Here is a 20,173-nt window from a genome sequence, read left to right as displayed (position 1 = left end):
GCGACGACGATGCTCGGTATGCCCAACTTGTCACTCGACCCACACCAGTCGCCCAACCGCTACCGTGTGCGTTCATGGACGTCTTGACCGTGGATCACCCGCTCGCCAAAGCCCGCCTCACGGTCATGCGCGACGCACGCACCGACAGCGCCAATTTCCGGGCGGCGTTGCACGAGCTGACCGTCATGCTCACCTACGAGGCGATGCGCGCCGCGCCGCTGCGGGTCGAGCGGATCCACACCCCGGTCGCGCGCACCGACGGGCACTGGCTGGCGAACCCGCCGCTGCTCGTGCCAGTTCTACGCGCTGGGCTGGGCATGGCCGACCAGGCGCACAAGCTGATCCCGGACGCGCAGATGGGCTTCGTCGGGCTGGCCCGCGACGAGGAGACCCTGCAGCCGACGCCGTATATGGAGTCGCTGCCCGCCGACCTGTCCGACCGGCCGGTGTTCGTGCTCGACCCGATGCTCGCGACCGGCGGCTCGATGGTCTACACGATCAAGCTGCTGGCCGACCGCGGCGCCACCGATGTCACCGCGATCTGCGCGCTGGCCGCGCCGGAGGGCGTGGAGCACCTGACTCAGTCCGGTCTGCCGGTCCGGCTGGTGACGGCGAGCATCGATGAGCGCCTCAACGACTCGGGCTTCATCGTCCCGGGCCTCGGCGACGCGGGAGACCGCCAGTACGGCGCGGTCTAGCTCAGCCAGCCGACGAGGTTGTTGCGGAGCGCGCGCTCGTAGGTGGACTCGACATCGAGGTCCGGCGGCAGGTTGCCGGACAGCTCCAGCGACACCAGCCCGTGCACGATGCCCCAGCACGCCATCGCCATGTCCTCGGCGGGTTCGATGAACACACCCGCGTCGATCCCGGCGTGGATGACGTCCCGCAGCGGCGCGAGCGCGGCCAAGGCCTCGGCGTGCGCCTCCTTGTCGGGCTCGAATCCGGGGATCACCTCGCCGAACATCACGCCGTAGAGGTGCGGGTCGGCCAGGGCGCTCTCCCGGTAGGCCAGGCCCAGCCGGACCATGTCCTCTTTCGGGTCGCCTGACGGGGTGACCGCGCGCAGTCTGCGGCCGAGGCGGTCGAACGCCTCGAGGTAGAGCTCGCGGACCAGCGCGGGCTTGCCGCCGAAGAGGGAGTAGACGGCGGTGGTCGACGTGTCGGCGTCGGAGGCGAGTTTGCGCAGGCTCAACGCGGACGCGCCCTGGGTGGAGATCAGCTCACCGGCCCGGTCGAGCAGTCGGACCCGCAGCGCGTCGTCATGGGTCTTCGGTCGGGGCACGCGATTCAGCCTAGTGCGGGCCGGTTTGGTGAACAGGATTGTTGGTACCGTGGTGATACCATCAACCCATGGCGATGACACTGCGCTTGACCGACGAGGAGAACGCCCGCCTCGATGAGCTCGCGGCCGCGGAAGGGCGTTCCAAGCAGGAGATCCTGCGGCTGGCGCTGGCCGACCGCTGGGCGCGGCTGCACCGCGAGGAGCAACTCGGCGAGGTCCTCGGTCGTGTCCTGCCCCGCTACCGGGGCCTGCTCGACCGCATCGGCACGGTGTGACGACTTATCTCGACGCCAGCGACCTGCTTGTCCTGGCCGCCGCCGTGACCGGGGGCGACCTTGTGGTCCGCGACCTCGGCCTGCTCGATTCCGCCGCCCACCGCCCGCGCGCGACAGTGCTCGGTGTCGAGGCGTACGACAACCTCTGGCTCAAGGCCGCCGCCCTGCTCGACTCCATCGTGCGCACCCGGCCGCTGGCCGAGGGGAACTGGCGCCTGGGCTGGGTCGCGGTGGTCACCTTCTGCGACCTCAACGGCTGGTGGATCGACGCGGAGACCGACGACGCCCTCGACCTGGTCCGCGAGGTGGGCCGGGGCGCGCTGGAGGTCCCGAAGCTCGCGGAGCACCTGGAGGCGTGGGCTTTGCCGAAAGAAAGTGACTTGTAGTTGACCTGGAGCGCACTCCAGGTCATACGGTCGAAGGCGTGACATACGCGATCGCCGAGGCGGCCCACCGCAGTGGGCTGTCGATCGACACCCTTCGGTACTACGAGCGCATCGAGCTGATCTCGCCCCCGGCACGTGATTCCGCGGGCAGACGCGCCTATTCCGACGACGACCTCGCGTGGCTGGAGTTCCTGACCAAGCTGCGCACCACCGGCATGCCCATCCAGCTGATGCGCGAATACGCGGCGCTGTGCCGCGAGGGCGCGGTCACCGCGGCCCCGCGCAAGGAAATCCTGGAACGGCACCGCGACGCCGTCGCCGAGCGCGTCCAACAGCTGCTGGCGTGTCTCGACATCCTCGACTACAAGATCGACAACTATGACCGCCTCATGCGGTCCGAGGAGGCTTCCGCATGAAGACCCGCTTGCTGCGTGACCTGCGAGTCGGCGCCCAAGGTCTCGGCTGCATGGGTATGAGCGAGTTCTACGGCAAGACGGACGACACGGAGTCGATCGCCACCATCCACGCGGCCCTCGACGGCGGCGTCACGCTGCTCGACACCGCGGACATGTACGGCCCGCACACCAACGAGGTGCTGGTCGGCAAGGCGATCGCCGACCGCCGCGACCAGGTCGTGCTGGCCACCAAGTTCGGCATCGTCCGCGACCCGGAGAACCCCATGGCCCGCGGCGTCCGCGGCGACGCCGCCTACATCCGCGCCGCCTGTGAGGCGTCGCTGAAGCGGCTCGGCGTCGACCACATCGACCTCTACTACCAGCACCGGGTCGACCCGGACACCCCGATCGAGGAGACCGTCGGCGCGATGGCCGAGTTGGTCGCCGAGGGCAAGGTCCGCCACCTGGGCCTCTCGGAGGCGGGTGCGGAGACCATCCGCCGGGCCGACGCCGTGCACCCGATCACCGCGCTGCAGACCGAGTGGTCGCTGTGGACGCGTGACCTGGAGGAGGAGGTCCTCCCGGTCGCCCGGGAGTTGGGGATCGGCATCGTCGCCTACTCCCCGCTCGGCCGCGGCTTCCTCACCGGCCGGTTCACCTCCCGCGCCGACCTCCCCGAAGGCGACATGCGCGACAAGTTCCAGCCGCGTTTCACCGAGGGCAACTTCGAGGAGAACCTGGCCATCGCCGACCGCCTGCGCGCCATGGCCGCCGAACGCGGGGTCACCGCGGGACAGCTCGCGCTGGCGTGGGTGCACAGCCGGGGTTCGGACGTGGTCCCGATTCCGGGCACCAAGCGCCGCACCTACCTGGCGGAGAACCTGGCCGCGGCCGACGTGACCCTCACCCCCGAGGACATCGAGGCCCTGGAAGCAGCCGTCCCCACCCCCGCGGGCGCCCGCTACTTCCCAGACTCCTTGAACACCACCAACCGCTAACCGCGAGTCCAACAGCCAGAACAACGAGTCCGACGTTCAGGCGGTCCCGAACGTCGGACTCGTTGTCGGGAACGTTGGACTCGCGGTTAGAGCAGTCCGGCCGCGACCGTCGCGCCGAGTTCCCAGCAGCGTTCCAGGTCGGGCTTCTCGGGTTGGCCGAGGACGACCACGGGTTCCGCCACCGGCGTCCAGCCCATGCCCTTGGCGATGGTGCGGACGCTGGTGACGGCGCCCTCGGTGCCCTGGTTGCCGTGGACGTAGAAGCCGAAGGGCGTGCCCTTGCCCGCGTCCAGGCACGGGTAGTAGACGGTGTCGAAGAAGTGCTTCAACGCGCCCGACATGTACCCGATGTTGGCCGGGGTGCCGAGCACGATGGCGTCGGCGGCCAGGACGTCGGCGGCCGTCGCGGAGAGGGCGGGCTCGCGGACGACCTCGACCTCGGCCAGCTCAGGGTCACTCGCCCCGGACACCACGGCCTCGAACATCGCCTGCAGTGCGGGCGACGGTGTGTGGTGGACGATCAGCAGTCTGGGCACGGCCACCGAGTCTGCCAGATCAGCTGGTGAACCCGCCGTCGATGGTGAGCGTCGCGCCCGTCACGTACCGGCCGTCCGGCCCGGCCAGGAACGCCACCGCGCCCGCCACCTCCGACGGCTCGGCGAACCGCCCGAGCGCGGTGAACCCGCGGATCGTGTCGGCATACGGCCCGTCCGCCGGGTTCAACTCCGTGTCGGTCGGACCCGGGTTGACCAGGTTCACCGTGATCCCTCGCGGCCCGAGTTCGCGCGCCAGTCCCTTGGTGAGGCCGATCAGCGCGGTCTTCGTGGTGGCGTAGTGCGTGTAGTTCGGAAACGCGACCCGGTCGTTGACCAGGGTGCCGATCGAGATGATCCGCCCGCCGTCGGCCATCAGCGGGACGGCCGCCTTGGCCGCGGCGAACGGCGCCCGGATGTTGACCGCCACGCTTCGGTCGAACGCGGCGAAATCGAGTTCCTCCAACGGTTCCACGACATAGGTCGCGGCGTTGTTGACCAGGATGTCGAATCGGCCGAACTCCGCGGCGGTCTGTTCGACGGCGGCCATGACCGCTCCCGCGTCAGCGCTGTCCGCCTGGATCGCGAGCGCTCGTCCGCCCGTCGCCTTGATCTGCTCGACAACGGCCGCGGCCGCGGTCTCGTTGCTGTGGAAGGTGAAAGCGACGTCGGCGCCGTCCTGGGCGAGACGGATCGCCGTCGCCGCGCCGATTCCCCTGCTGCCGCCGGTGACCAGCGCGGCCTTGCCCTCAAGTGGTGTGTTCATGACACCAGCCTGCTGGCTCGGCCGCGCCACCGCTGGCGGATAACGGTCATCGCGCTAACGCAGCAGCCCGGCCACCTCGTCGGCCAGTGCGTCCAGCGAGCCGGTTGCCCGAGTGCGAACGTCGGCGAGCGAAGACCGGTCCGCCACCGGTTCCACGATCTCCAGATATGCCTTGATTTTCGGCTCGGTCCCAGATGGACGCACGATCACCCGAACGCCTTCGCCGCTGAACCGCAGCACATCCGCCGCGGGCAGCAGGTCCTCGCAAGCCACCGGGACGCCCGCCAGCTCGGCGGGCGGATCGACCCGAAGGTCCGACATGAGTCGGGCGATTCGCGCCAGGTCCGTCACCCGCAACGAAACCTGCCGGGTCAGGTGCAGGCCGTGGGTGACGGCGAGGTCGTCCAACGCGTCCAGCAGCGTCCGGCCGGCAGCCTTCAGGGTCGCGGCGAGGTCGCACACCAGCACGGCCGCCGAGATGCCGTCCTTGTCGCGCACCGAGTCCGGGTCGACGCAGTGACCCAGTGCCTCCTCGTAGGCGTAGACAAGTCCGGTGCCGTTCCCGTCGCCCGCCCGCATCAGCCATTTGAACCCGGTGAGGGTGGCGTCATACCGGACGTTCTCCGCCGAGGCGATCGACTTGAGCAGCGAGGACGAGACGATCGTGTTGGCCACCAACGCGTCGGGATGCGCCACTCGGTCCAAAGTGGACAAAAGGTGCACGCCGAGCAGCGCGCCGGTCTCGTCGCCCAGCAGCATCCGCCAGACACCGTCAGCGCCGCGAACGCCCACGGCGCAGCGGTCGGCGTCCGGGTCCAAGGCGATCGCGACGTCCGCGTCGACCTCGGTTGCCTTGGCGAGCAACAGATCCGTGGCACCCGGTTCCTCCGGGTTGGGGAACGGGACGGTCGGGAAGTCCGGATCCGGCTGGGCCTGTTCCGACACCATCCGCACGTCGACGAACCCGGCCTGGTTCAACGCCGGCGCGAGAGTGCCCGCGCCGACACCGTGCAGGGCGGTCGCCACCACGCGCAGTTCGCGGGCGGTGCCATGGGGAAGCGACGACACGCGGTCCAGATACGCTTGCAGGACGTCGTCGCCCAGGGTCGTCCAGGTGTCCGAGCGCGGCACGGACACCGCTGGCGGGGCCACCGTGACGGCGGCCTCGATCTCGCGGTCCGCGGGCGGCACGATCTGCGCGCCCGAGTCGAGGTAGAGCTTGTACCCGTTGTCCGCGGGCGGGTTGTGCGACGCCGTGATCTGGATTCCCGCCACCGCGCCGAACTCGCGCACGGCGAACGCCAGCACCGGTGTCGGCAGCGGGCGGGGGAGCACCCGCACGTCGAAGCCTGCCGCGGCGAGCACCCCGGCGGCGTCGGCGTAGAACGCCTCCGACCCGCGCCGCGCGTCCCGGCCGACGATCACGATCCCCGAACCCCGGCCCTGCGCCTTGAGCCACTCCGCAAGACCGGCCGTCGTGCGGATGACCACCGCGCGGTTCATCCCGTTCGAGCCCGCGCGAACCGGCCCGCGCAGCCCGGCGGTGCCGAACTCCAACGTGCCCGCCATCCGATCTGCCACCTCGTCGACCGCCGCCGGGTCGCCGCCCATGGCCGCCGCGACGAGCTTCTGCAGCTCCAGCCTGGTGTCCGGGTCGGGGTCGTCGGCCATCCAGCGGAACGCGCGGTCGCGCAGCTCCGAGGTCAGCCGGGTCACGAGCGCAGAGCCAACTCGCGCAGCAGCGTGCCCATCGAACTCGCCGCGATCCGACCGGCCTCCAGCACTTCCAGGTGGTCGAGCGGCTCGCCGGTGATGCCCGCGGCCAGGTTCGTCACCAGCGACAGCCCCAGCACCTCGACACCGGCCGCGCGGGCCGCGATGGCTTCGAGGACCGTGGACATGCCGACCAGGCCCGCACCCATGACCCGGAGCATGTGGATCTCCGCCGGGGTCTCGAAGTGCGGCCCGGGCAGGCCCGCGTAGACGCCTTCGACCAGCGTCGGGTCGATGCTCCTGGCGACCGCCCGCAGTCGTGCCGAGTACAGGTCGGTCAGGTCGACGAAGTCCGCGCCGACCAGCGGGGAGCGCGCGGTCAGGTTCAGGTGGTCGCTGATCAGCACCGGCTGGCCGACCTGCACGCCCTCCATCAGGCAGCCCGCCGCGTTGGTCAGCACCACGGCGCGCACACCGGCGGCCGCCGCCGTGCGAATCCCGTGGACCACACGCGCGACTGGGTGGCCCTCGTAGAGGTGGGTGCGGCCGAGCACGAGCAGCACCTTCTTGCCGTCGACGTCGACCGACCGGATCGTGCCGCCGTGTCCCTGGACGGTCGGCGCGAGGAAGCCGGGCAGCTCCGCCATCGGCACCTCGGCGATCGGCTCGCCGAGTTCGTCGGCGGCGGGCCGCCAGCCGGAGCCGAGGACGAATGCCAGGTCGTGTTGTTCGACCCCGGTCCGTTCGGCAAGCGCTTTTGCCGCCTGCTCCGCGAAGGCCTTCGGGTCTGTGTCGATGTCGATAGCGGTCACTCCGGGAAGCCTACGCGCGCGTGCGCGCCCGGAGCACGAGGAACGCCGGCAGCCCGATCGGTGAGAGCAGGATGGTGAACACGAGCAGGGGGCCCATGATCAGCGGGTGGATTCCGAGCCTGCGCGCCTCGAGGTACATCCACCGGCCGATGAACAGGTCCCACGCGATGATCTGCGCCCAGATCAGCGCCGCCGCCCCGCCGTCGGCGGCGAACGCGGTGAACTTCTCCACCGACGGCGTGCTCACCGCCGACCACAGCTCGGGGAACCGCGGCACGGCCAGGACCGCCCAGACCGCCACCGGCGGCAGCACGATCCACGGCGACGAGACGATCCGGTGGGTCCACGACCACGCGGGCGCGAACACCATCAGCGCCCAGAACGGGACGGTGACCCAGAAGGCGAGGTCGAACAGCAGGGCGTTCACGCGGGCACCGGTGTCCGCGCGGCGGACTTCGCCCAGGTGACCCCGGCGGTGCCCGCCGCGACGATTCCGGCGAACGCGAGCAGCGTGAGCGCGTCCGGCTCGACCAGGGACTGCCCGCGGAACGCCTGCCAGGTGACGAGCGCGAACAGTCCGGTGTAGACACCGCCCGCGGTCCACACGAGCCGGGTCCGCACCTCCTCGCGCGCCAGGATCGCGTGCCGGGCGACGAACGCGGCCAGCACGACCGCGACCAGCGGAAGCACCTGCAGCCCGTGGATGCCGATGAAGTGGCCGACACGCAGGTCGCCGCCGACGAGGTTCCAGCCGGTGATCGGCATGCCCGGCCCGCCGTCGGGCACCCCGATCGAGTGCGCTCCGGCCACCCCCTTGATCCCCGTCTCGCGTTGCGACATCAGCGGGCCGGTGAGCATCCCGGCCAGCGAGATCGCCATGCCCAGGTTGATCGAGAGCTTGAGCGGCCGGGGAAGCAGGACGTCGCGTGCCACGGAGATCGACGCGGCCAGCGTCGCGACCCAGAGGATCGCGACGGTGATGCCCATGGTGATCCACAGCGTGGCGTCGAACTCGGTCTGGACGTTGAAGTGACTGGGCTTGCCGCGCAGGGCTTGGCCCGCGATCGCGGCCATCTCGACCACCCCGGCGACGGCCAGCAGCGTTCCGGTGTGGTGCAGCCAGCGTGGCCTGCGCGGGTGCAGCGACATCAGCCAGGCCCACATGACGCTGTAGGCGATGAACGACACGGCGAACTTGAACGGCTTGAGCCAGTTGGGCGCGCCGGCGATCATCCGGTCGTCCACGATGAGACCGAGCACGGACGCCACTGTCATGACGACCATGGCCAGCGAGAAGATCATCAACGGCCGGTGCCAGTCGATGGCTTGACTGAGTCTGGTGCGCACAAGATCCCCCTGAATGGATAGCGATACTCTCTACTATCGATAAGTACACTATCTATCCGGCTCGTTGGCAAGGAAAATTCCGAAGGAGGCGCGGTGCGGATCGCGGAACTGAGCAGGCGCAGCGGTGTCGCCGTGCCGACGATCAAGTTCTACCTGCGTGAGGGCATCCTCCCGCCGGGCGAACGCACCAGCCCCAACCAGGCCAGATACGATGACAGCCACGTCCGCAGGCTGCGACTCGTACGGGCGATGATCGAACTCGGCGGGCTCTCGGTGGCGGCCGTCCACGACATCCTCGCCACCGTCGACTCCCCGACCGACGACCTCGACAAGCTGATGGGCACGGTCTCGAAGGGGCTGACCCAGGCGCCGGAGGAGGTCGACGAGGCCGCGCTGGACGAGGTCGTCGCTCTCATCGAGGACATGGGCTGGACCTGCACTCGGGATCACCCGGCCGCCCGCTCGCTCGCCATGGTCTACACAGCGGCCCGCGAGATCGACCACCCTCAGCTCATCGCCGGGATGCGCCGTTACGCCGAGGCGTGCGAGGTGATCGCGCGGACCGATCTTGACTACGTCGCGAACTTCACAGGCATCGACCGCGTCCTGGAGGGTGTCGTGGTCGGCACTGTCCTGGGTGATTCGGCACTGGCGGCGTTGCGGAAACTCGCGCAGACCGCGGAATCCCACCGCCGCTACGGGCCGGACGATCCCGTCGAGTGAACCCCGCTACCCAGTCGGGCGGAACTCCGCGACCGTGCGGGTGAACAGGCCGCGCTTGCCGCTGTCCTCCTGCTCGATCGGCACCGTCAGGCTGACCACCCACAGGTCCGATCCCGCGGGCAGCAGGTTCGCGAACGTCGCCCGGTTGAGGTCGGCGGGCACCTGCCCGATCGCGTCGTCGGCCATCTCCACCGTCCGGTAGGTCAGCTGCAGCGGCATTTCGGGCTCGCCCGCCGCAGGCTCGGATGTCCCCACCAGCCGGTATCCGGGCGCGCGGGCGGCCAGGACCGCGAGGTACTTGTCGATTCGGTGGTCGGGGTAGAAGTTCGGGAACCGCTCCACCACCAGTTCCGACGTGCCGTCCGGGGCCACCCAGTGCACGCGGGTGCTGTTGGTCAGCTTCTTCTCCGCGCGCTGCTCGACGAACTTGACCCAGTCGGCGGGCACGGGGATGGAGAAGCTGCCGCCCTGCTCGCCCGCGAGGGTGGCGGCGTCCGCCGTGCGCACCTCGACATCGCGAACCGGCGCCGACGCCTGCGACGTCTGGGTCTGGGGCCGCGGCCCGATCGGCTCGCCGCCGACCACCCGGGTCAGCGCGAAACCGCCGGCCGCGGCGGCGGCGAACAGCACGGCAGCGGCGACCCCGGCCGCGGCGACGCCCCAGTGCGACCGCCTGGGTGGGGGCTCGGTGAAGGGCAGCGGGCCGGGCGCGGCCGCCAGCGGCATGCTGGGGGACGACACCGCGTCGGCGGCGATCGTGACCGTCGGGTCGCTCGGCGCGGCCTCCGCTGTCACGGGCGCGGGCAGTGTCGTGGTCAGACCGGCGAACACCGGCGTCCCCGGGACCGGCTGCAGCGGGTGCAGTCGGGCGCGGACCTCGCTCAGGGAGATCCGCTCGGCCGGGTCCTTGACCATCAGCTCCTCGATGACCGACCGCAGCGGGCCGTCGATCGTCGGTGTGGGGATCTCGCCGTGCACGACCTCCGAGACGATGGCGAGCGCCTCGCCCTCGGGGTCGTACGGCGCCCGACCCTCGACCGCGGCGTAGAGCGTGGCGCCGAGCCCCCACAGGTCGGCGCGGGGGCTGACCGCCGCGCCCGAGGCGATCTCGGGGGCGATATAGGCCGGGGAGCCGAGCATGATGCCGGTCCGGGTGAGTGTTTTCTCCGAGACATTGCGCGCGATTCCGAAATCGGTGAGCTTGACCCGGCCGTCCAGACCCACCAGCACGTTGCCCGGCTTGACGTCTCGATGTGTGATTCCCGCCTCGTGCGCGGCCTGTAGGCCCGCGGCGATCGCGTCTCCGACAACGGCCGCCTGGGTGTCGGTGAGCGGCCCGTTGGCCCGCAAAATCTGCGCCAGGCTGGCCGCGGGCATGTATTCCATGATCACGAACGGCTCGCCGTCGACCCGGACGACATCGTGCAGGGTGATGACGTTCGGGTGCGACACCACGGCGATGGCCCTGGCCTCGCGCATCGTGCGTTCCCGCAGCTCATCGGCCTCGCCCTCGGGGATTCCCTGGTCGAGCCGGACCTCCTTCACCGCGACCGGGCGGTGCAGGTGCTCGTCGTAGGCCTCCCAGACCGTCCCCATGGACCCCTGTCCAAGCAGCGCGCGCAGCCGGTAACGGCCTGCGACCAGGCGCTGAGGTGGTTGCGAGTCAGACACAGTGGACACTGGCCCATTGTTCCCCGAAACCTCGGGCTCGGCGGTGGCGAAAGCAGACAAGACCCCGGACGGTTTGTGAATCGCGATTAGCCTCACAACGTCCTCGCCTGGTGTTGACGCTCGGTTTCCGTAGCATTTCTGGGCATGACATCCCCCACTGCGAGGGCGAGCACGGCGCCGCACGACTTGGTTCTGGCGGGCGAGTTCGCCGACGCCGCCCGCGAGCAGTGGCAGGACCTTGTCGCGGGCGTGCTCCGCAAGTCAGGTGCCCTGCCCGAAGAGTTCGACGGCGCGGTCGAGTCGCTGCTCGCGACCACCACCTATGACGGCATCGTCCTGGAGCCGCTCTACACCGCCGAGGACGCGCCGCCGCCCGCGGGCTTTCCCGGACTGCCGCCTTATGTCCGCGGCGGCAAGCCCCAGGGCAACGTCGCGACCGGGTGGGATGTGCGTCAGCGCCACACCGATCCCGACCCCGCGTCCGCCCGCAAGGCGGTGATGGCGGACCTGGAGAACGGTGTCACCTCGCTCTGGCTGGCTGTGGGTGGCAGCGGGTTGCCGGTCTCGGCGCTGGCCGACGTGCTTGAGGACGTCTACCTCGACCTCGCGCCGGTCACCCTCGACGCGGGCGCCGACTTCCGCGCCGCCGCCGACGAACTGCTGCGGGTGCACGCCGACAAGGGCATACCCGCCGGTGAGGTCAAGGGCAACCTGGGCGCCGACCCGATCGGCCACCACGCCCGCACCGCCGCGGGCGCCGACCTCGACGGGGCCGCCACGCTCGCGGTCAGGGTCGCCACCGAGTACCCGGCGCTGCGCTCGATCGTCGTCGACGGCCTTCCCGTCCACCACGCGGGCGGGTCCGATGCCGAGGAACTGGGCGCGTCCATCGCCGCCGGTGTCGCCTACCTGCGCGCGCTGACCGACGCCGGGCTCGGCGTCGAGGCCGCCGCCGCGCAGCTGGAGTTCCGCTACGCCGCCACGGCCGACCAGTTCCTCACCATCGCCAAGTTCCGCGCCGCCCGCCGACTCTGGGCGCGCGTCGCCGAGGTCGCCGGGTTCACGGCGCCGCAGCGCCAGCACGCCGTCAGCTCGCCGGCCATGATGACCAGGCGCGACCCGTGGGTGAACATGCTGCGCACCACGCTGGCCTGCTTCGGCGCGGGTGTCGGCGGCGCCGACTCGGTCACCGTCCTCCCGTTCGACGCCGCGCTCGGCCTGCCCGACGGGTTCGCCCGGCGCATCGCCCGCAACACCCAGTCGGTGCTGCTCGACGAGTCCAAACTGGCCGGTGTGATCGACCCGGCGGGCGGTTCCTGGTTCGTGGAACGGCTCACCGACGACCTGGCCCGCACCGCGTGGGACTTCTTCACCGAGATCGAGCGCGCGGGCGGGATCATCGCCGCCCTCGACACCGGCGTCATCTCCGACCGGCTCGCCGCCACCTGGGCGGCCCGCTCGGCCAACATCGCGAACCGGACCGACGCGATCACCGGGGTCAACGAGTTCCCGAACCTCGCGGAGAAGCCGATCGTGCGCGAGCCGGAGCCCGCCGCACCGACCGGCGGCCTGCCGGTCATCCACTACGCCGAGGCCTATGAGGAACTGCGCGACCGTTCCGATCGGACACTCGCCGAGACGGGCGCGCGACCGAAGATCTTCCTCGCCACGCTTGGGCCGGTGGCCGCGCACACCGCGCGGGCAACCTTTGCCGCCAACCTGTTCCAGGCAGGCGGCATCGAGACCGTCGCCGGACCGGTCGAGGAGTTCGCTGCGAGCGGCGCGACCATCGCCTGTCTCGCGGGCACCGACAAGGCCTACGCCGCCGACGCGGCGGCGGTCATCGAGACCCTGAAGTCGGCGGGGGCCCAGCGGATCCTGCTGGCGGGCAAACCGAACGCCGAATTGTCCACTGTGGACGAGTTCGTGTTCGCGGGCTGCGACGCGCTCGCCGTTCTGCGAGCTACCATGGAGACGTTGGGAGTCAAGGCATGAGCATCCCCGATTTCTCCGGAATCGAGCTGGGCGGTCCCGCCGCCGGGTCGGCCGCCGACTGGCAGGCCGCGCTGCACGAGGCCACCGGCAAGGGCGCCGACGCGCTGTCCTGGGACACCCCCGAAGGCATCGGCATCAAGCCGGTCTACGGGGCCGAGGACCTCGAAGGACTCGACTTCCTCAACACCTACCCGGGCATCGCGCCGTACCTTCGTGGGCCGTACCCGACGATGTACGTCAACCAGCCGTGGACCATCCGCCAGTACGCCGGGTTCTCCACCGCCGAGGAGTCCAACGCCTTCTACCGCCGCAACCTCGCGGCGGGCCAAAAAGGACTGTCGGTCGCCTTCGACCTGGCCACCCACCGCGGCTACGACTCCGACCATCCGCGGGTGGCCGGTGACGTCGGCATGGCGGGCGTGGCCATCGACTCCATCTACGACATGCGCCAGCTCTTCGACGGCATCCCGCTGGACAAGATGAGCGTGTCGATGACGATGAACGGCGCCGTGCTGCCCGTTCTCGCGCTCTACGTCGTCGCGGCCGAGGAACAGGGTGTGGCGCCGGAAGCGCTCGCCGGGACCATCCAGAACGACATCCTCAAAGAGTTCATGGTCCGCAACACCTACATCTACCCGCCGCGGCCGTCGATGCGGATCATCTCCGACATCTTCAGCTACACCTCGCAGCACATGCCGAAGTACAACTCGATCTCCATCTCCGGCTACCACATGCAGGAAGCCGGGGCGACCGCCGACCTGGAGCTGGCCTACACCCTCGCCGACGGCGTGGAGTACATCCGGGCCGGTCGGGACGCGGGCATGGACGTCGACCGGTTCGCGCCGCGGCTGTCGTTCTTCTGGGCCATCGGCATGAACTTCTTCATGGAGGTCGCGAAGATGCGCGCGGCCCGCCTGCTCTGGGCGAAGCTGGTGAAGGGCTTCGAGCCGAAGTCGTCGAAGTCGCTGTCGCTGCGCACGCACTGCCAGACCTCCGGCTGGTCGCTGACCGCGCAGGACGTCTACAACAACGTGATCCGCACCTGCGTAGAGGCGATGGCCGCGACCCAGGGCCACACGCAGTCGCTGCACACCAACGCCCTCGACGAGGCGCTGGCGCTGCCCACCGACTTCTCCGCGCGTATCGCCCGCAACACGCAGCTGCTGTTGCAGCAGGAGTCCGGCACCACCCGGGTCATCGACCCGTGGGGCGGCAGCGCGTTCATCGAGCGGCTCACCTACGACCTCGCCCGTAAGGCCTGGGGCCACATCAGCGAGGTCGAGGCCGCGGGCGGCATGGCGCAGGCCATCGACGCGGGCATCCCCAAGCTGCGCATCGAGGAAGCCGCCGCGCGCACCCAGGCCCGCATCGACTCCGGGCGTCAGCCGGTCATCGGCGTCAACAAGTACCGGGTCGAGACCGAGGACCACATCGACGTCCTCAAGGTCGACAACAAGGGCGTGCGTGGGCAGCAGATCGAGAAGCTGCGCAGGCTCCGCGAGGAACGCGACTCCGGCGCGGTCGAGAGCGCGCTCAACGCCCTGACCAACGCCGCCGACGGTGGCGGCAACCTGCTGGAACTCGCGATCGACGCGGCCCGAAAGAAGGCCACCGTCGGCGAGATCTCCGAGGCGCTGGGCAAGGTCTGGGGACGGCACTCGGCGCAGATCCGTACGATCTCGGGTGTGTACCGCGACGAGGTCGGCCAGTCGTCCACTGTGGATGACGCGCGCGCTGTCGTCGACGAGTTCGCCGAGGCTGAGGGGCGCCGCCCGCGCATCCTGGTCGCCAAGATGGGCCAGGACGGACACGACCGCGGCCAGAAGGTGATCGCCACGGCCTTCGCCGACCTCGGCTTCGACGTCGACGTGGGCCCGCTGTTCTCCACCCCGGACGAGGTCGCGCGCCAGGCCGTCGAGGCCGACGTGCACATCGTCGGGGTCAACTCCCTCGCCGCCGGTCACCTCACCCTGGTGCCCGCGCTGCGCGAGGAGCTCGCGGCCCTGGGCCGCGACGACATCATGATCGTGGTCGGCGGCGTCATCCCGCCGCAGGACTTCGACGAGCTGCGCGCCGCGGGCGCGGCGGCGATCTTCCCGCCCGGCACGGTCATCGCCGACGCGGCCGCCGAACTGCTGCGCAAGCTCGCCGAGCAGCACGGGCACTCGCTTGGGTAAGAAGATCGATGTCGGCGAGTACGCCAAGGGTGTGCTCGCCTGCGACCGAGGGCTGCTCTCGCGGGCCATCACGCTGGTGGAGTCCAAGCGCGCCGACCACCGCGCGCTGGCTCAGGAGCTGCTGGTCGAGCTGCTGCCGCATGCGGGAGGGGCGCACCGGGTCGGCATCACCGGCGTGCCGGGGGTGGGCAAGTCGACGTTCATCGACGCCCTCGGCTCGAACCTGACCGCCGCGGGGCACCGGGTCGCGGTGCTCGCCGTCGACCCGTCGTCGACCCGCACGGGCGGCAGCATCCTGGGCGACAAGACCCGGATGGCGCGGCTCGCGGTCGACCCGGCGGCGTTCATCCGGCCGTCGCCGACGTCGGGCACGCTCGGCGGCGTCGCCAAGGCGACTCGCGAGACCATCGTGCTGATGGAGGCCGCGGGCTACGACACCGTGCTGGTCGAGACCGTCGGCGTCGGGCAGTCCGAGGTCACCGTGGCCAACATGGTCGACTGCTTCCTGTTCCTGACCCTGGCGCGAACGGGTGACCAGCTGCAGGGCATCAAGAAGGGCGTCCTGGAGCTGGCAGACGTGATCGCGGTCAACAAGGCCGACGGCGACCACGCGCGAGAGGCCCAGAAGGCCGCCCGGGAGCTCGCTGGCGCCCTGCGGCTGCTGCGTGCGCCCGAAGGGGCCTGGACTCCGCCCGTGCTGACCTGCAGCGGCCAGGAGAACCTGGGCCTCGACACGCTCTGGCAGCAGATCGAGCTGCACCACCGCACCCTGTCGGAGTCCGGCGAGCTGGCCGACAAGCGGCGCCGCCAGCAGGTCGACTGGACCTGGTCGATGGTCCAGGACATCCTTCTCGGCCGACTTCACGACCACCCTGCCGTGCGCGCGCTGGCCCCGGACCTGGAACGACAGGTCCGCGACGGCGAACTGACGGCCACCCTGGCCGCCGAACGCATCCTCGCGGCCTTCTCGGAGCGTGAGCGGTCCGACTAATCTGGTCACGACCTCACCACCCTTTGGAGGGCTCGGATGCCTGTGACCAGGCTGCTGCTCGGACTTCTGCTCAGCGCGCTCGTCGTGCTCGGCGCGGCCCCGATGGCCGGTGCCGACCCCCTGGCGCAGCCCACGGAGACCGTCGCGCCGACCGGCCCGACCCTGGAGCCCGCGCCCACCGAGGAAGATGCGGCACGTTCGAAGAACAAGCTCGTGATCGGGCTGACCGCGGCTGTCCTCTTGGGAATCGTCATCTACGGCAACCGGGTGAGGGCGAAGCGGCGCAAGAAGGGATGACCGCAGCTCAGCGCCGGTAGACGGTCCTTCGTCTTGATCATCGAACTGCCCGGCCGAACACCGCGTGCCGTTCGTCGCAAGGTCACTACCGGCGGTCTTGCGATGTGGTCGCCGTAACGGATCGGAGCGGGGGATGATGCACTATGGGACAGGAGATGGAAACCGAAACCACAGCCGGAGGGGTCGCGTGACTCTGCTGGACTCGCGACCCGAACTCCCGTCGGAGGGTGGTCGAAACGGACACCTCGCCGTCTCCGGAGAGGATTCAGCCGTGCTGATCACGTCCAGTGGGGTCAGTATGCCCACTGTGGAGGATCTCGCGGCCGGGCGTGGACCTGCCTGGCTCGACCAGTGGTTGGACGCCAACGCGTCCGACGTCTTGGCGTGGTTCCGGCATTTCCACGAGCACCCGGAGCTGTCCCGGCAGGAGTTCGCGACCACCGAGATGGTCGCGGGCCTGCTCAAGTCGTTCGGCCTGCAGCCGGAGCTGCTCCCCGCGGGCAACGGCCTGATCTGCGACGTCGGGGAGGGCGACCGCTGCGTCGCCCTGCGCGCCGACATGGACGCCCTCCCGATGACCGAGGCGACCGGCCTGCCGTACGCGGCCAAGGTCCAGGGCGTCTGCCACGCGTGCGGCCACGACGCCCACACCACGATCCTGCTGGCCACCGGCATCGCCCTGGCGTCCGCGCCGGAGCTGCCCGGCCGGGTCCGGCTGATCTTCCAGCCCGCCGAGGAGGTCATGCCCGGCGGCGCCCTGGAGGTCATCGAGGCAGGCGGGCTGGACGGGGTCGACCGCATCTTCGGCCTGCACTGCGACCCGCGCCTGGAGGTCGGCCGCATCGGCACCCGCGTCGGCGCCATCACCTCGGCGACCGACCTGCTGGAGCTGCGCCTCACCTCGCCGGGCGGCCACACCTCGCGCCCGCACCTGACGGCAGACCTGGTCCACGCCCTCGGCACGGTCATCACCGGCCTCCCGGCGCTGCTGTCCCGCCGCATCGACCCCCGCTCCGGCACCGTCCTGGTCTGGGGCGCGGTCCACGCGGGCGAGGCGGCCAACGCGGTCCCCCAGGACGGCGTCCTGCGTGGCACCCTGCGCACCGGCGACCACGACGTCTGGGCGGACTTGGAGCCCATCGTGGCCAGCCTGGTCGAGTCCCTCCTGGCCCCCACGGGCGTCGGCTTCGAGCTGATCCACACCCGGGGCGTCCCCCCGGTCATCAACGACCGCGAGAGCACCCAGATCCTCCGCGCGGGCATCGAGTCGGCCCTGGGCCAGGACGCCCTGGCAGGCACCAAGCAGTCCAGCGGCGGCGAAGACTTCGGCTGGTACCTGGAAAAGGTCCCCGGCTCCTTCATGCGCCTCGGCGTCTGGTCCGGCGAAGGCCCCATCCACGACTTGCACCAGCCAACGTTCCAATTGGACGAACGCGCCCTCATCACCGGCATCCGCACCATGACCCACACCGCCCTAACCGCTTTGTCCTAACCGCGAGTCCAACGTTCAGAACAACGAGTCCAACGTTCAGAACGATGAACTGGTAGTTCCGCCCTGAGTTATCCACAGGCGCCTGGGATGCCCGCGACAGCAGGCCCGGAAAACGGCACTGTGGTGGCGTGCTCGAACTTCCGCCTGGCCTGCACGGGGCCCACGACCGTCAGGAACTCGTCGCCGCGATCGGCCACAACGCGGTCCGTTCAGCGCTGGCCAATGGTCGATTGATCGCCTATTCGCGCAAGGTCGTTCTTGAGCGCAAACGGATGCTTGAGATGCCCACGCGCGCCGCTGCGGGACTGCTTCATGTGGGACCGGGGTCGGCACTCACCGGCCCAACGGCTGCCTGGCTTTATGGCTGCACCGCAGCAGATATCGGCGTCGTGCACATACTGACTAGCTACCACCGCCCCATACGCGGCCGAGCGGGACTAGCTGTCCACAGCGGAATCCTGGACGGCCTCGACACGACCGAGTTGGCCGGGCTGCGGGTGGTCGGTCTGGACTTCGCCATCGCCGAGGTCCTCTGTGGAGGTCATCGGCCGACCGTGCTCGCCTGTGCTGACCAGGCACTGGCGTTGGTGCAGCCCGCCGATCGAGGCGAATTGCACGCGGCGATCCGGCACCGAATCGACACCCGTCGAGACCCACGCGGACGGCGGCGGGCGCAGGCACTGATGGATCTCGCCACCGGTAAACCTGAGTCTCCAGCTGAAAGTGCGTTGTTGCTGGCCCTCTTCGACGACGGGTTGCCGGTCCCGAGAGCTCAAGTGCCGGTCACGGACATCCACGGCCGTGAACGCTACCGGCTCGATTTCGCCTGGGAGGAACCCATGATCGCACTGGAATACGACGGCTACGTCGCTCATGAGGCTCGTGTTGAGCGAGATGCCGAGCGAGATACTGATCTGCGTTCACGTGGTTGGTTGATCGTTCGTGCGAATGTGGCGGACTTGCGCTCGCCGGAACGCCTCATGGGCGATCTCCGGGCGGCCTTCACCGCCCGGAGATTCAAATGCGCCTGAGCCGAACGTTGGACTCACTGTTCTGAACGTTGGACTCGTTGTTTTGGACGTTGGACTCGCGGGTTACCAGAAGTGGGCTACGTCGATGACTATGCGGGAGCCGCCGTCGGGGTTGTTGAGGGTGAAGGCGCGGAAGGGGAGGCGGGCCCGGACGCCGAGACCGATGGTGGTCTGGCCTTCGAAGCTGCCCGCGTACGCGACCTGGCGGAAGGTCTGCCAGCCTGCGACGTTGACGAGTTCGCTGCGGTTCGCCGGGTTGAAGGTCGAGTTGCCGGAGCCGTCGTATGCCGGGGCGATCGCGATGATCTGCAGTTTGGCGCCGCCACGCAGGGGGACGACGTGGCCGGAGCCGTCCTGGGTGACTTCGCTGACGTACTGGACGCGGTAGCCGTCGGCCCCGCCGGAGCGGATGTCGACGACGAGCCGGTCCCAGCAGTAGTGCCTGCCGCCGCGGACCCCAACCAGGGGCGCGACCTCGGTCGATGACGCGGTTTTCGCCAGGGAGCCCCAGCTGATCCCGCAGTACCCCTCAGTCGCCGCTGCCGACGACGGGCCCACTACCGCGACCGCGGCTGCCGCGCCGAGGGTGACCGCCAGGGTGGTCAGTCGCTTGGTCCATCTTCGAGCCTTCATCGCCATCTCTCCTCGCACCGGCCGAATCGTTCGGCGAGCGTCTGACCGTGATTTCGGTCATAACCGAGAAGACGTGTGGCGGGCCCGCTGGTTGTGGTCGGTCAGCCGTTTGCCGGCCCGATGCCGTCGCATGGCCGGACCCGCAGGTCGGCGACGTAGTCGGCGGGGGCGCCCGCGGCCTCTGCCGCGTCGGCGACCACCCCCAGGTATCGGGCCGAGGGCAGACCGCCCTCGTAGGCGTCGAGGACGTAGAGCCACGCGAGCACCGACCCCTCAAGGGTCTGCACCCGCAGCCGGATTTTCGAGTGAAGGCCCAGCTCGGAGCCTTCCCACCGGTCGAGCAGCGGTTCGTCGTCGGTGACGTCGTAGAGCACGACGAACACCTGCGAGTCCGGGTCCTCGACGATGGTGGCGAGGGCGCCTTCCCAACCGAGGTCTTCGCCTCCGAAGGTCAGCCGCCATCCCACCAGCCATCCGGTTCCCGCCATCGGCGAGTGCGGGGCTCGCTGCATCATCTGGGCCGGGTCCATGTTCGACCCATAAGCGGCGTAAAGCGGCACTCCGACAGAGTAGCGACACAACCGATCATCGGCAGGGAAGCCGGGCCTTTTCCATCCGACCAGATGTGACCTGCGTCCCGCGCGTACCGTATTCGC

The 20,173-nt window shown here is 69.9% G+C and carries 22 protein-coding genes; 12 read left to right on the top strand and 10 right to left on the bottom strand.

The window, feature by feature from the left end; all coding sequences use genetic code 11:
- The first annotated feature begins 74 nt into the window (after positions 1–74).
- A complete protein-coding gene (upp, locus tag GPZ80_RS14985; protein WP_187220953.1) occupies positions 75–698 on the top strand; it encodes a uracil phosphoribosyltransferase in 624 nt (207 codons plus the stop codon).
- Here the strand turns inward: upp and GPZ80_RS14980 are convergent.
- Positions 695–1,282: a TetR/AcrR family transcriptional regulator gene (locus GPZ80_RS14980; RefSeq protein ID WP_187220952.1), complete on the bottom strand. Its 588-nt coding sequence runs from the start codon at positions 1,280–1,282 to the stop codon at positions 695–697. The two genes, upp and GPZ80_RS14980, sit on opposite strands and share 4 nt — an antisense overlap.
- 68 nt (positions 1,283–1,350) lie before the next feature.
- Between GPZ80_RS14980 and GPZ80_RS14975 the strand changes: the two genes are divergently transcribed.
- Genes GPZ80_RS14975 through GPZ80_RS14960 form a run of 4 tightly spaced genes read left to right on the top strand, consistent with a single transcriptional unit; the run spans position 1,351 to position 3,336 of the window.
- The gene (locus tag GPZ80_RS14975; RefSeq protein ID WP_187220951.1) at positions 1,351–1,557 is read left to right on the top strand and encodes a ribbon-helix-helix protein, CopG family; all 207 of its coding nucleotides are present in this window, start codon (positions 1,351–1,353) and stop codon (positions 1,555–1,557) included.
- Entirely contained in the window at positions 1,554–1,943 is a 390-nt protein-coding gene (locus tag GPZ80_RS14970) for a type II toxin-antitoxin system death-on-curing family toxin (RefSeq protein WP_187220950.1), read from the top strand. The genes GPZ80_RS14975 and GPZ80_RS14970 overlap by 4 nt, the downstream gene beginning before the upstream one ends.
- A 38-nt stretch (positions 1,944–1,981) precedes the next feature.
- Entirely contained in the window at positions 1,982–2,359 is a 378-nt protein-coding gene (locus tag GPZ80_RS14965) for a MerR family transcriptional regulator (protein WP_187220949.1), read from the top strand.
- The gene (locus GPZ80_RS14960; RefSeq protein ID WP_187220948.1) at positions 2,356–3,336 is read left to right on the top strand and encodes an aldo/keto reductase; all 981 of its coding nucleotides are present in this window, start codon (positions 2,356–2,358) and stop codon (positions 3,334–3,336) included. Before GPZ80_RS14965 ends, GPZ80_RS14960 begins: the two co-directional genes overlap by 4 nt.
- 86 nt (positions 3,337–3,422) lie before the next feature.
- Here GPZ80_RS14960 and GPZ80_RS14955 read toward each other — a convergent pair whose 3' ends face one another.
- Genes GPZ80_RS14955 through GPZ80_RS14930 form a run of 6 tightly spaced genes read right to left on the bottom strand, consistent with a single transcriptional unit; the run spans position 3,423 to position 8,507 of the window.
- Positions 3,423–3,872, bottom strand: a complete 450-nt coding sequence (locus GPZ80_RS14955; RefSeq protein ID WP_187220947.1) for a flavodoxin family protein — start codon at positions 3,870–3,872, stop codon at positions 3,423–3,425.
- A 19-nt stretch (positions 3,873–3,891) separates the two neighbouring features.
- Positions 3,892–4,635: a 3-oxoacyl-ACP reductase family protein gene (locus tag GPZ80_RS14950; RefSeq protein ID WP_187220946.1), complete on the bottom strand. Its 744-nt coding sequence runs from the start codon at positions 4,633–4,635 to the stop codon at positions 3,892–3,894.
- 54 nt (positions 4,636–4,689) lie between these two features.
- Complete coding sequence (locus GPZ80_RS14945) at positions 4,690–6,306, bottom strand: phospho-sugar mutase (protein ID WP_187221015.1); 1,617 nt, start codon at positions 6,304–6,306, stop codon at positions 4,690–4,692.
- Positions 6,307–6,347: 41 nt separating this feature from the next.
- The gene (locus GPZ80_RS14940; protein ID WP_187220945.1) at positions 6,348–7,160 is read right to left on the bottom strand and encodes a purine-nucleoside phosphorylase; all 813 of its coding nucleotides are present in this window, start codon (positions 7,158–7,160) and stop codon (positions 6,348–6,350) included.
- A gap of 10 nt (positions 7,161–7,170) precedes the next feature.
- A complete protein-coding gene (locus GPZ80_RS14935; protein ID WP_187220944.1) occupies positions 7,171–7,587 on the bottom strand; it encodes an ABA4-like family protein in 417 nt (138 codons plus the stop codon).
- Positions 7,584–8,507 carry a hypothetical protein gene (locus tag GPZ80_RS14930; protein ID WP_312880335.1) on the bottom strand — a complete coding sequence of 308 codons (924 nt, stop codon included), beginning with the start codon at positions 8,505–8,507 and terminating at the stop codon, positions 7,584–7,586. Before GPZ80_RS14930 ends, GPZ80_RS14935 begins: the two co-directional genes overlap by 4 nt.
- Positions 8,508–8,600: 93 nt before the next feature.
- Between GPZ80_RS14930 and GPZ80_RS14925 the strand changes: the two genes are divergently transcribed.
- A complete protein-coding gene (locus GPZ80_RS14925) occupies positions 8,601–9,230 on the top strand; it encodes a MerR family transcriptional regulator (RefSeq protein ID WP_187220943.1) in 630 nt (209 codons plus the stop codon).
- Positions 9,231–9,236: 6 nt separating this feature from the next.
- On the opposite strand, the gene GPZ80_RS14920 is transcribed toward GPZ80_RS14925, so the two are convergent.
- On the bottom strand, positions 9,237–10,826 hold the full coding sequence (locus GPZ80_RS14920) for a serine/threonine-protein kinase (RefSeq protein WP_187221013.1): 1,590 nt from the start codon (positions 10,824–10,826) through the stop codon (positions 9,237–9,239).
- A 219-nt stretch (positions 10,827–11,045) separates the two neighbouring features.
- On the opposite strand from GPZ80_RS14920, the gene GPZ80_RS14915 reads away from it, so the two are divergent.
- The 6 genes from GPZ80_RS14915 to GPZ80_RS14890 all read left to right on the top strand — a co-directional run bounded on the left by GPZ80_RS14915 (position 11,046) and on the right by GPZ80_RS14890 (position 18,884).
- A complete protein-coding gene (locus tag GPZ80_RS14915) occupies positions 11,046–12,896 on the top strand; it encodes a methylmalonyl-CoA mutase subunit beta (RefSeq protein WP_187220942.1) in 1,851 nt (616 codons plus the stop codon).
- Positions 12,893–15,073 carry a methylmalonyl-CoA mutase gene (scpA, locus tag GPZ80_RS14910; protein WP_187220941.1) on the top strand — a complete coding sequence of 727 codons (2,181 nt, stop codon included), beginning with the start codon at positions 12,893–12,895 and terminating at the stop codon, positions 15,071–15,073. The genes GPZ80_RS14915 and scpA overlap by 4 nt, the downstream gene beginning before the upstream one ends.
- Positions 15,066–16,064, top strand: a complete 999-nt coding sequence (gene meaB / locus GPZ80_RS14905) for a methylmalonyl Co-A mutase-associated GTPase MeaB (protein WP_187220940.1) — start codon at positions 15,066–15,068, stop codon at positions 16,062–16,064. The genes scpA and meaB overlap by 8 nt, the downstream gene beginning before the upstream one ends.
- A 36-nt stretch (positions 16,065–16,100) precedes the next feature.
- Positions 16,101–16,361 carry a hypothetical protein gene (locus tag GPZ80_RS14900; RefSeq protein WP_187220939.1) on the top strand — a complete coding sequence of 87 codons (261 nt, stop codon included), beginning with the start codon at positions 16,101–16,103 and terminating at the stop codon, positions 16,359–16,361.
- A 187-nt stretch (positions 16,362–16,548) separates the two neighbouring features.
- Entirely contained in the window at positions 16,549–17,853 is a 1,305-nt protein-coding gene (locus GPZ80_RS14895; protein WP_187220938.1) for a M20 family metallopeptidase, read from the top strand.
- Positions 17,854–17,981: 128 nt separating this feature from the next.
- Positions 17,982–18,884, top strand: a complete 903-nt coding sequence (locus GPZ80_RS14890; protein WP_187220937.1) for an endonuclease domain-containing protein — start codon at positions 17,982–17,984, stop codon at positions 18,882–18,884.
- Between the two features lie 63 nt (positions 18,885–18,947).
- Here GPZ80_RS14890 and GPZ80_RS14885 read toward each other — a convergent pair whose 3' ends face one another.
- Together GPZ80_RS14885 and GPZ80_RS14880 are read right to left on the bottom strand one after the other, a co-directional pair.
- Entirely contained in the window at positions 18,948–19,517 is a 570-nt protein-coding gene (locus tag GPZ80_RS14885; RefSeq protein WP_222719288.1) for an AMIN-like domain-containing (lipo)protein, read from the bottom strand.
- A gap of 101 nt (positions 19,518–19,618) precedes the next feature.
- Positions 19,619–20,077: a gamma-glutamylcyclotransferase family protein gene (locus tag GPZ80_RS14880; RefSeq protein ID WP_187220936.1), complete on the bottom strand. Its 459-nt coding sequence runs from the start codon at positions 20,075–20,077 to the stop codon at positions 19,619–19,621.
- Between the last annotated feature and the right edge of the window lie 96 nt (positions 20,078–20,173).

The organism is Actinokineospora xionganensis, assembly GCF_014323725.1.
Classification (GTDB): domain Bacteria; phylum Actinomycetota; class Actinomycetes; order Mycobacteriales; family Pseudonocardiaceae; genus Actinokineospora; species Actinokineospora xionganensis.
Note: the sequence above shows the minus strand (reverse complement) of the source record. Positions and strands in the feature narration are given on the sequence as shown.

Coding starts and splice junctions, on each gene's coding strand:
- GPZ80_RS14920 (WP_187221013.1), bottom strand. CDS start 10,826: ATGGGGACGGTCTGGGAGGCCTACGACGAGCACCTGCACCGCCCGGTC.
- GPZ80_RS14885 (WP_222719288.1), bottom strand. CDS start 19,517: ATGAAGGCTCGAAGATGGACCAAGCGACTGACCACCCTGGCGGTCACC.
- GPZ80_RS14915 (WP_187220942.1), top strand. CDS start 11,046: ATGACATCCCCCACTGCGAGGGCGAGCACGGCGCCGCACGACTTGGTT.
- GPZ80_RS14975 (WP_187220951.1), top strand. CDS start 1,351: ATGGCGATGACACTGCGCTTGACCGACGAGGAGAACGCCCGCCTCGAT.
- GPZ80_RS14960 (WP_187220948.1), top strand. CDS start 2,356: ATGAAGACCCGCTTGCTGCGTGACCTGCGAGTCGGCGCCCAAGGTCTC.
- upp (WP_187220953.1), top strand. CDS start 75: ATGGACGTCTTGACCGTGGATCACCCGCTCGCCAAAGCCCGCCTCACG.
- GPZ80_RS14945 (WP_187221015.1), bottom strand. CDS start 6,306: ATGGCCGACGACCCCGACCCGGACACCAGGCTGGAGCTGCAGAAGCTC.
- GPZ80_RS14900 (WP_187220939.1), top strand. CDS start 16,101: ATGCCTGTGACCAGGCTGCTGCTCGGACTTCTGCTCAGCGCGCTCGTC.
- scpA (WP_187220941.1), top strand. CDS start 12,893: ATGAGCATCCCCGATTTCTCCGGAATCGAGCTGGGCGGTCCCGCCGCC.
- GPZ80_RS14950 (WP_187220946.1), bottom strand. CDS start 4,635: ATGAACACACCACTTGAGGGCAAGGCCGCGCTGGTCACCGGCGGCAGC.